General features: G+C 44.3%; 6 protein-coding genes. 5 read left to right on the top strand and 1 reads right to left on the bottom strand.

The annotated features are described in order from the left end of the window. The first annotated feature begins 138 nt into the window (after positions 1-138). Positions 139-1,089 carry a lysylphosphatidylglycerol synthase transmembrane domain-containing protein gene (locus tag BJP34_RS02600; protein WP_070390990.1) on the top strand — a complete coding sequence of 317 codons (951 nt, stop codon included), beginning with the start codon at positions 139-141 and terminating at the stop codon, positions 1,087-1,089. Positions 1,090-1,115: 26 nt separating this feature from the next. Here the strand turns inward: BJP34_RS02600 and aspS are convergent, their stop codons facing one another. Beyond that, positions 1,116-2,903: an aspartate--tRNA ligase gene (aspS, locus tag BJP34_RS02595; RefSeq protein ID WP_070390989.1), complete on the bottom strand. Its 1,788-nt coding sequence runs from the start codon at positions 2,901-2,903 to the stop codon at positions 1,116-1,118. A 432-nt stretch (positions 2,904-3,335) separates the two neighbouring features. Here aspS and BJP34_RS02590 point away from each other — a divergent pair, with 432 nt between their 5' ends. The 4 genes from BJP34_RS02590 to BJP34_RS02575 all read left to right on the top strand — a co-directional run bounded on the left by BJP34_RS02590 (position 3,336) and on the right by BJP34_RS02575 (position 9,699). Further along, positions 3,336-3,746: a roadblock/LC7 domain-containing protein gene (locus BJP34_RS02590; protein ID WP_070390988.1), complete on the top strand. Its 411-nt coding sequence runs from the start codon at positions 3,336-3,338 to the stop codon at positions 3,744-3,746. A 523-nt stretch (positions 3,747-4,269) separates the two neighbouring features. Continuing rightward, positions 4,270-5,130 (top strand): DUF4388 domain-containing protein, encoded by an 861-nt coding sequence (locus BJP34_RS02585; protein WP_070390987.1) that lies wholly within the window; start codon positions 4,270-4,272, stop codon positions 5,128-5,130. 151 nt (positions 5,131-5,281) lie between these two features. After that, positions 5,282-5,830, top strand: a complete 549-nt coding sequence (locus BJP34_RS02580; RefSeq protein ID WP_193431306.1) for a GTP-binding protein — start codon at positions 5,282-5,284, stop codon at positions 5,828-5,830. Between the two features lie 1,376 nt (positions 5,831-7,206). Next, on the top strand, positions 7,207-9,699 hold the full coding sequence (locus tag BJP34_RS02575) for a response regulator (RefSeq protein ID WP_070390985.1): 2,493 nt from the start codon (positions 7,207-7,209) through the stop codon (positions 9,697-9,699). Positions 9,700-10,806: the final 1,107 nt, after the last annotated feature.

The raw sequence follows: 10,806 nt of genomic DNA, 5'->3' as shown, positions 1-10,806 counted from the left end.
ATATTTTAAATATATATTTTTAACTATTAGTAATATAATTGAGTTTTTAGCATTTTATCACTCTCATTCTTTGTCTGTCATTTGTGATATCTTCGTTCGTGTCGTATTACTTTGTAAAAATGTTAGAATAGATAGTCAATGAATGTAGCGATTAAGCGAGTCCTATCACCCCTAAAACCTTACCTACGCTGGGCAATCTTAGGTGGGACATTATTCTTTTTAGCAAAAGCCTTGAAAGACAACTGGCAAGAAGTGCTAGCGATTCGGATCAGCACTTCTGGATGGACTTGTTTAGCGATCGCTGTTGGCGTGACATTGGTAGCCCACACCTGGACTGGCTGGGTTTGGCATTGGATACTCCGGGAATTCGACCAACAACCAGGGCTTGGATGGTGTATCCGGATCTATCTGAAAGTTAACATTGCCAAATACTTACCAGGTAACGTTTGGCACTTCTATGGTCGGATCTGGGCAGCGAAAACAGCAGGAGTTCCATTGGGAGTAGCTACTCTGAGCGTGTTAATGGAACCTCCCATGATGGCAGTAGGTGCTTTATTGCTGGCTTTGATCAGCTCTCCTTTGGCCAGCCGGATCATTCAACTCCCAATTCTGTTTGCTGTACTGATACTGATTCATCCTTGGTGTTTAAACCCATGCCTACAGTATTTAGCTAAATTAACAGGCAAGAAGAAAAGCATTGAATCAGATGAAGATCAGATTATCCGGGTCAAGCGCTACCCAATCCTACCATTGTTGGGGGAATTGGGCTTTTTGGGATTGCGAGGTTCAGGGTTTTTGCTTACCCTGTTAGCCTTAAGCCCAATCACTCCCAGCCAACTCCCCCTGTTGCTTAGTGGGTTTAGTGTAGCTTGGCTGTTGGGCTTAATTGTCCCAGGGGCACCAGGGGGAGTTGGGGTATTTGAAGCCACTGCAGTGGGTTTACTAGAGCATGACTTTGCTCCGGCAGTGGTGCTGAGTTCGGTTGCCTTGTATCGTTTGATCAGTATTCTATCAGAAGTTAGCGGTGCGGCACTGGCATGGTTAAATGAACCTCCAAGCGATCGCTCTTCTAATCAAGATGAAGAATGAAGTCTTGATACTTCATTCTTGATACTTCATTCTTCATCGTGATAGGTAGAAGCGACATACAACTCTTTTAACTGTTTATCATCCACAGCACCTGGAGCATCGGTTAGCAAAGAACGTGCTTGTTGGGTTTTCGGGAAAGCAATCACATCGCGAATAGATTCTTCCCCAGCTAATAGCATTACTAGCCGATCCAAACCATAAGCAATCCCACCGTGAGGAGGGGCACCATAGTCAAAGGCTTCCAGCAGAAACCCAAACTTACTGTTAGCTTCTTCTTCAGACAAGCCAATAGCTTCAAAAACCTGTTGCTGAATCTCTGGCTGGTATATCCGGAGACTACCACCACCGATTTCTACCCCGTTCCATACTAAGTCATAGGCTTGAGCCCGAGCCGTTTTCACATCATCTAAATCATCAGGATGGGGAGCTGTAAATGGGTGGTGCAGTGCTTCTAAACGCTTTTGATCCGCATTCCACTCAAACATGGGGAAGTCTGTTACCCAGAGTAAGTTAATCTTTGTTGAATCAATTAATCCCAATTCTTGACCAATCACAAGTCGTAAGCGGTCGAGGGTTTTATTAACGATGTCAGCTGAACCAGCACCAAACAACAGCAAATGACCAGCAGTAGCACCAGTTGCCTCTAATAACTGCTGTTTTTGGCTATCACTTAGGTTATCCTTAATCGCCCCGATGGTATCAATTTCACCTCCTTCTCGCACCCGGATGTAAGCTATCCCCTTAGCACCAGCTTCGCTTGCTTCTTTGAATAAGTCACCGCCTGGTTTAATCCGGACATTCGATATAGCTTCATTACCACCAGGAATAGGTAGAACTTTGACTACACCCCCACTCTTTACTGCACCGGAAAAGACTTTGAAGCCAGAATCTTTCATCAAATCAGAGACATTGACTAGTTCTAAGCCAAAGCGAGTATCGGGTTTATCACTTCCGTAGCGTTCCATGGCTTGAGCGTAAGTGAGGCGGGGGAATGGTCTGGGGATATCAATACCTTTGACTGTTTTAAAAATGTGACATACTAATGTCTCATTAAGCTGGAGAATTTCCTCTTGGGACATAAACGACATTTCCATGTCCAACTGGGTAAACTCTGGCTGTCGGTCAGCTCTGAGGTCTTCATCCCGGAAACATCGGGCAATCTGGTAGTATCGATCCAGACCCGATACCATCAACAGCTGCTTAAACAATTGGGGGGATTGGGGCAGAGCGTACCACTGACCCGGATTAACACGGGAGGGGACAAGATAGTCTCTAGCACCTTCGGGAGTGGAACGAGTTAGCACTGGGGTTTCCACTTCGATGAAGCCTTGTTCATCTTCCAGGTAACGGCGAATTCCTCTAATCACCTGATGGCGCAGTTGCAGGTTTTTGCTCATGCGATCGCGTCTTAAGTCCAAATAGCGATACTTCAGCCGCAAGTCTTCTCGCACTGACTCAGTATCAGCACTGGACACCTGAAATGGCAACTGCTTACGCACTTTATTGAGCAGTTCAATGTGATCAGCGTAAATTTCTACCTCGCCAGTAGGCAATTTCGGATTAAGGGACTCGTCAGGACGCTTAGTAACTCGTCCGGTAACGTTTACTACATATTCATTGCGCAGGTGATCGGCATCGTTATAGGAATCAGGGGTACGCTCAGGGTCACTAACAATTTGGACAACACCACGAATATCTCGTAGGTCCAAGAAGATGACACCTCCATGGTCACGACGTTTCGAGACCCAGCCACAGAGGGTAACAGTTTCACCAATGTGCTGGTTTCGGAGTTCACCACAATAATGAGTTCGCATAGTTTTTGTCTATAATACTAGTTCAATTAAGTTACTTATCCGGCTAAACCCTGGCGCGTGATAGTCTTAGATTCTCAGCCTCACGGATGATATGTGCTGTTTTACCAGCACTTGACTAGGATTAAAATCCCCCGCCAGTAACCCGACCCAGGCAATTTCAGGCACCACAAAGTCTGAATTATAGCTCATTTGACCCGAGTCTATGCCATAGTCTGACACTAGGCTTCCTGATCTGGGGGAGAAGGTTTCATAGGTCTTGTGTACCTTTGGGCTTATAGTTCCTAATATCCGAACCCAAGCCAGATCTCCGACGAATTTACTGCAACGACCGAGTATGGCAATTAGACCTTGATAATTGGCTAGACTTTCCCTATCACTCTATTTTCGAAAAATTCGATTGAGCAGTAACGTTTTGATGAGGAATGGATAACCATGACCATTAATACCGCCAAGCTGGAGACCATTATCCAAAATTTTGTTACCAGCACCAGTGAGGTTCAAGGAGCTGCTTTAGTTTCTCCTGATGGACTGCCTATAGCATCCAGTTTACCGAGCGAGATGGATGAAGAACGAGTATCAGCCATGTCAGCTGCTATGTTATCCCTAGGTGAACGGATTGGCTCGGAATTGTCCAGAGGTATTCTAGACCGCATTTTCGTAGAAGGTAATAAAGGTTATGGTATACTAACCAACTGTGGGGAGTATGCTGTTCTATTAGTCTTAGCCACCAAGGCAGCTAAACAGGGGGTGCTGATGCTGGAAATCAAGCGGGTGATTCCAGAGTTGAAGGTAGCTTTAGAGCCTCACCAGACCATTCCAGGAATTTATGAAACAAAACTCTAGCTAAAGTGCCACAGCAACGAGATGAAAGGTTGCCACTGCTTAGAGTAGGGTGGGTGAATTTTATCTTGACAGCTAGTTCAAGATAATGTATTACCTAGGATTTTTGGTAGAAATGGTGGCTGTGATTTGAATAATTTAACAAATCCTTTTGATTTTAGGTAACTCAAGATACCTATGGTGTTAACGGCAAGTCGCTATACTGGGAAAACTATATAAGCCCCAGGTTTGAGTTAAGCCTATTGCCAATTTCAGATTGCCAATGTCAGAAAGCCTGCTGAACCTCTCCTCTGTGATGCTTATATCTTAATTTTACGCATCAGTCATAAGATAGAATTTTTTTACTTTACACTTAGGGAATTACTAACCCAATGGTTAGAATTGTATTGTCAAATAATTAAAATTTAATAACTTTAATATAAAATCCGAAAAAATCGATCAAAAAAAATAGATTATTCATTATGTATTGTGACTATCAATAAACTTAAGCCTAGTAATAGGTGACTTTCTTTCTTATTGGCAAGTAATGGCTATCACGAGTTCTTTAGCGGAATTTTCCCTCCCAGAATTGTTTCAGTTCCTCGATCAAGGAAACAAAACTGGATTACTAACCCTCCGATTCAAGCTAAGTAGGCATAGTCAAGAAATAAAAGCTCGACATATTCTACTGCGCCAAGGTCGGATCTTGGCAGTTAGCCATCGTCTGGATAACCAATGCCTGCTGAAAATGATGTGTCAGCGGGGTTGGCTGAGCCCTGAGGTAATCAATGAACAGGTAAACCGATGTCCGGCCAATAAACCTATTGGTCTGTACTTGAAGACTAAGGGATTTCTGCATCCAGAGCAGTTGAGACTACTATTTCATGCCCAGGTGCTACGCTCAGTTTGTGGCTTATTCAGGCTCAAAGATGCTAAATTTAGGTTTGACTCTAAGGCAACCTTGCCCACGATAGAAATGACGGGTTTAAGCATCTCAGCTACCAAAGCTACTCTAATTGGTCTGCGAGCTCTACCAGATTGGACTGGATTAGCAGACAAGCTACCTGAGACAACCTCAGCACTATCTAGGGCGATGGTCGGTCATCGGCAGTTAGGGCTAGACCCTATGGAAGCTGCAGTTTGGAAATTAGCCAATGGGTCAATTCCCCTGACTGATATTGCTACTCGGTTGGGCAAGTCTCTGGAAACGGTTCAACAGATATCCTTCCGGCTGATTAGCGTGGGTTTAGTCGCAGAAGTGCCTATGCTGACTTCATATCAACAGAACTATTGGCAATCACAGGAATTAGAGCCAGTCGCCGTTGGGGCAAATCGAACTGAGGAGGACAATCCTCAAGAGCTGAGCAATCGCTTTGTGCAACACTTACTTGGTTTCTTAAGGAGGTAATTAAGGATTAATAACAGCTAGGTACTTTTTGGACTTAATGGTAGTTTTTCTGCAATCAGAGCATAATAATCCTAATCCTATGGTTGACAATAGTGTTGTAGTGTTTCCGATTCTACTTCAGAACGGCTAACAGCAAATAAGCGTGGAAATTATGCGTCTAGTTGTAACCGGTGCCGTGGGTGCTGGAAAATCCTCTTTCATTCGCTCGGTTAGCGAAATTGATGTAGTGGATACAGATTGCCTAGCAACGGACGTGACAACTAAAATTAAGCAAAAAACTACAGTAGCGATGGACTTTGGGCGTTTGCAATTTGCTCAAGATATGGCGCTACATTTATATGGTACTCCAGGACAGTCTCGCTTTGATTTCATGTGGGACATCCTGATTCGGAAAGCGCATGCTTACATACTCCTTGTTGATGCCCATCGTCCCAGTCAGTTTAGCTCTTCCCGTCGCCTGCTCAGTTTTATGGGACAGCGTGTGAAAATTCCCCTAGTGATTGGTCTAACCCATGTCGATTGTGAAGGAGCTTGGTCCCAAGAGGATGTAGCGATCGCGTTGGGCTTTGTGGATGAAAGCAATCGACCCCCGATGGTCAGCCTCAATGCCAATCAACGAGATTCTGTGATTCAAGCATTAATAGTGCTAGTACAATATATCATTAAATGCGACATCTCCCACACTCCCCCTAATCGCTAGAGTGTGGGCTGATCGCCGTAAAATCTAAATTTAGGATCTAGCGATAGTGACAGCTCCTACACTGACTCTGCTCTTACAGAGCCGCTCCGCGAACGAGTTCAGTGTAGGCTTCCCAGCCAATCCGGGCATCCCTTAGGAGGCGCTGGGCTTTAAGAACGGACTGCCCTGCCGCTCTGTTTTCTTGGTCTTTTTTTTAAGAGTGTTTTGCTGACAAACCAGCATTTTCGGCTTTGTTTACCAGTAAATATATTATAGCAATTCCATGGATACCCTGTGCAAAATTCATCCCACACCTAATGCTGCGCATTAGGTGTGGGATGAATTTTGCCGGACAGCTAAGTTTTGGTGTCTTTAAGCCATTTTGAGGTGTTTTTTGAGAACTAGCAACTTAGGTTAGTAGTAGGGATGGCTATAAATCCATAGATTTTCCAGCAAACCTTCATCGAGCGTGAATTTCTCAATTTCTATTACTCAATTGGTTCTCGAGTGGTGACAAAGGACTAATAACAACTGAAAGCGGTGCGACCTAGCGCTTTGAAAAAGGGCTAGGGAAGGCCCACCAAGAGCATGACTTACGAATTTGAGTCGAACTTGGTATTATTACTGGACTAGTGTTCTCGAAGGACAGAGGCTTCATCCCCACCCTTTTGTTAAAGGAGTGGTAAAGCCACTGATCCGCGCGTTGTGATCAAAGATGGGGTGCGACCCCGCGCTTTTTCAAAGCTTTGGGTGAATGCGCACCAACAGAGCGTTGAGTGAAGGCCCACCAACAGAGTGGCTTGCTGAAAAGGTGATCGGGTGATCGGGTGATCGGGTGATCGGGTGATCGGGTGATCGGGTGATCAGGTGATCGGGTGATCAGGTGATTGGGTGATCGGGTGATTGGGTGATGGGAAGAAAGTACTACCCATGAATGCAAGTTGGTATGAGTAAAGGTTAAATGAAAAAACAGAAGGAAAATCCGATCTTCCGTTGTTCCGTTTGCCTGATCCCAATCCCCAACCCTGTATTCTCACAAGGCTTTCTTTAGTATCTTCATAGTTCGGTGCTCTGGAAAGAAGCTCAGCCTCCATCAAATAGCTGCGGTGGGACCCCGCGCTTTTTCAAAGCTTTGGGTGAATGCGCACCAACAGAGCTTTGGGTGAAGGCTCACTAAGACAGGGAAGGCTCACTTCTCAATTGGACACAATCTTTACACACTCTTTACAGAATTTTGAGATGATCCAGTGCAACTAGCCGTTACTAATGGTAAAACCCAAATAGTGATGAACACACATCAAGAAATTATATATAGCATCTGTCAAAAGAGGTATATTTTTTAGTGTTCTGTGTTTATCCAAAATTTGTAAAGGACTAGGCTTACAGCAGGATTGTTCATGAGACTTTTGCTGGTAGAGGATGACAATGCTCTAGCTCTAACCTTGAGTAAAGTGTTGAGAGAGCAGAATTATATTGTAAATATTGCTGGAGATGGGGAAGAGGGTTGGGAGTATGCTCAAGCCTTTACCTATGACCTGATTGTGCTGGAAGTGGATTTACCCAAGCTCGATGGTATCAGCTTGTGTAAGCGACTACGGCAGGCAAGCTATGATAGAGGGATTTTGCTGTTGCTTTCTCAAGCAGCTATTGCTGAGCAAGTCAAGCTTAATGCTGAAGCTGATGATTATATTGTTAAACCCTTTACAGCCAAGGATCTGTTGACTCGGATTAGGACATTACTGCGTCACCACAGTGTTTCTGGATTAAGGCTACTGGAATGGGGTGATGTTTGCCTAGACCCGAGTACCTGTGAAGTAACTTATAAAGGGCAACTGCTCCATCTCTCACCAAAGGAATACGGTCTTCTAGAACTATTCCTGAGCCATCCGCGCCGAGTATTTAGTCAGAGTATCATTCTCGAACATCTGTGGTCATTTGAAGACCCTCCTTCACCAGAAACAGTTAGGGCACATGTTAAGGGGTTAAGGCGCAAGCTCAAGAGTGTTGAAGCTGATGATGTGATTGAAACTGTCTATGGTATGGGCTATCGCCTCAAGAGCTTACCGAGGAGCAAGATAAAGAAACTCAAACCAACCCCAACAAGGTTCAATCAGCCTTGGGAACGTTCTAAAGGAACCATGTGGCGTCAGTTTGCCACTGTAGAACAGGCGGTTAATGCTCTCGAAGCCGGACATCTTACTGAGGAGCTGCGAAAACAAGCCCAGCAGCAAGTCCACAAGCTGGTGAGAGCTTTAGATAAGTTTGGCTTAGTGGAAGGATCACGGCTAGCCCAAACTATTGAGTACTGGCTACAGGAAGTCAGTATAACCAAGACCAGGAACTCCGGTAAACGGAGATATCGGTCAAGACGCAGGAACTATGACAACCAAATAGAATTACCTAGTCCTCAATTACAGCAACTAAGCTCCCCAACTAATATTCAAAATCTGGCATCTTTGGTAGCACTTCTGTCTGAAGAACTCCAGCAACCTCCATCAGCATGCTCTGGTGATGTCAGTAGTGAGTTGGAAGATAATTCAACCATTACTGTCTTAAAAGAGCCTGAACTAACCGAAGATAATAGATCACAACCCCTGGCACCGGACCAATTACCAAAAAAGCTTCCATTGATTTTAGTTATCGATGGAGACGTGCAACTGACACAACAGTTGGAAAGAGAAGCAGTGAATTGGGATATGCAAGTAAAAGTTGTCCTAGATCCCAGGCAAGCCAGAATTGTCATGGATCAAGAAATACCTGATGTTGTGCTACTGGACTTGATGTTTCCCAATTATCGAGAGGACGGAATCGCACTCCTCAAATATTTCCAGAACCAATACCCTCAAATCCCAGTAATCGTTTCTACACAGCAAAATCGGTTTAGAGATCGCGTTGAGGTTGCTCGTCAGGGAGGACGGGCGTTTTTATCCAAACCTGTTACCCCAATACAGTTACTAGACACCGTTGAAGATGTCTTAAATCAAGACAGACCTTCCACCGCCAAAGTCCTGGCAGTAGACGATGATCCCCTAGTGCTCGAAAGTATACGACACTTCCTACAACCTTTAGGAGTGCAGATTATTACCTTAGAAGAACCCGATCAATTTTGGGAAGAGCTCGAAGGGACAGCACCTGATCTACTGATCTTGGATTTAGACATGCCCCAATTCAATGGGATTGAACTGTGCCAAGTTGTGCGCAATGATCGCATCTGGCATGGATTACCTATCCTATTGCTTTGTGAACACCAAGACTCTGAAACAATTCACCGCATTTATCAAGCTGGAGCTGATGACTATATCTTTAAACCGATAACGAAATCAGAGTTAGTCACCCGTGTTTTCCATCGTCTAGAGCGTACCAAACTGCTCCGTAGTTTAGGAGAAACTGACCAATTAACTGGTGTGGCTAATCGTCGTCAATCTACCATAGAATTCAACCGATTACTGCACTTATCCCAACGCTACCATCAACCTCTTTGCTATGCCTTATTGGATTTAAACAACTTAAAGCAGGTGAATGAGCAATATGGTCATGTGATGGGAGATAGAATTCTGAAGCGGTTAGGACAAATCTTGCGGCAAAAGTTTCGCAGTCACGATATAGTGGCCCGCTGGGGAGGTAAGGAGTTTTTCATCGGGATGTATGGTCTCAATCGACAGGCTGGGGTCAGAAGGCTCCAAGAAATTTTGGAGACTGTTAGTGAAGAATTTCATGACTGTGAGCTAGTGCAGGTAACATTTAGTGCTGGGGTGGCAGAGTACCCTGGGGATGGCACAGACATCGAAAGCCTTTATCGAGCCGCTGATGAGGCTATTGAGCGAGCCCAAGCCACTGGTCAAGATTGTGTATTCCCAGCTCAATCCCTAGCTGGAAACTTCACTCAGTAGTACTTTTTCATGAGTAAAGCGTTCTCTGCCTTAAACCAACCTGATGCGTGATCTATTAAACCCAATTGTTACCAGGTAGGAGGTGAAAAATGGAACCGATACATTCACATTTTATTCACAACTTACTCGACTATTTCACAATTGGGGATAATATAAAGATAGTTTAAAGATTATCGATTCAAAGATATTGATCTTTCATTTGGAGTTAGGCTCAAAAGTATAAAGCTTGAGAGTAGCCATCAAGCATAGGTCATTTTTAAGACCTCATTAGGGTGTAAAGCTTATTTAGTCGAATCCGACAATAGTTCTCAAGAGCGTGCTTTGCAGACTTTCCGTTGACCGTAGGTCACGCTACGCGAAAGGAATCGACGTTTATTGAGCTAACTCGCAAACCTTTGACCGTAGGTCACGCTACGCGAACGTTGCTTTGTTTCTAATCCGAATATTGGATGGTGAGTCAGGGAATGGTGGTTTTGTGTTGCGGCTCTACGCTTTGAAAAAGCTTAGGGTGAAAGCTCACCAAGAGATTGATTGTTGTGGGCTGTCTGAATGGGGCATCTAATCTAATCTCAAAAAAATAGGTTGCAACCCATAGAGTTTGTAGAGCTTACCCTGAATGGATTCTCGTACAGATATGCCCTTAAGGTAAGCCATTCTCGCCCTCGAGCGCGGTGGTCGTTGCTCTTTAGGAGCCGCCTTTGGCTAGACTAGCCTTTGCCATTAAGTATAGCCCTTCGATGAAGGGTAAAGTAGGTTGTTGATCCAGAGCCTATTGGCGAGCGCGTCAGTTGAAAGATTTTGATCCAACCCTAGTAAGCAATTACTGATCAGAGTCTCACTAAAAAATTAAGCCTGACTAATAGGGTATAAAACAGGGTATAGAACCGTTTATAGCCTATGAATTTGCTTTTCCCCTCGCTTGTTAAATATAAAATTTATTGGAAAATTTATCTGCCCATAGCAATAATTTTGGTATTCCAGATCTTAAGGTAGAAGCGTTCTAGGAAACTTTTTTACCAGCCTTAACATCGCTAGTGCATAATCAATCGATGGGTGAGACCCCTCATGAGTATATCGGTCTGACCTTTCGGAAACTGCTACCAATTA

This window comes from Moorena producens PAL-8-15-08-1 (assembly GCF_001767235.1).
Taxonomy (GTDB): Bacteria; Cyanobacteriota; Cyanobacteriia; order Cyanobacteriales; family Coleofasciculaceae; genus Moorena; species Moorena producens_A.
Note: the sequence above shows the minus strand (reverse complement) of the source record. Positions and strands in the feature narration are given on the sequence as shown.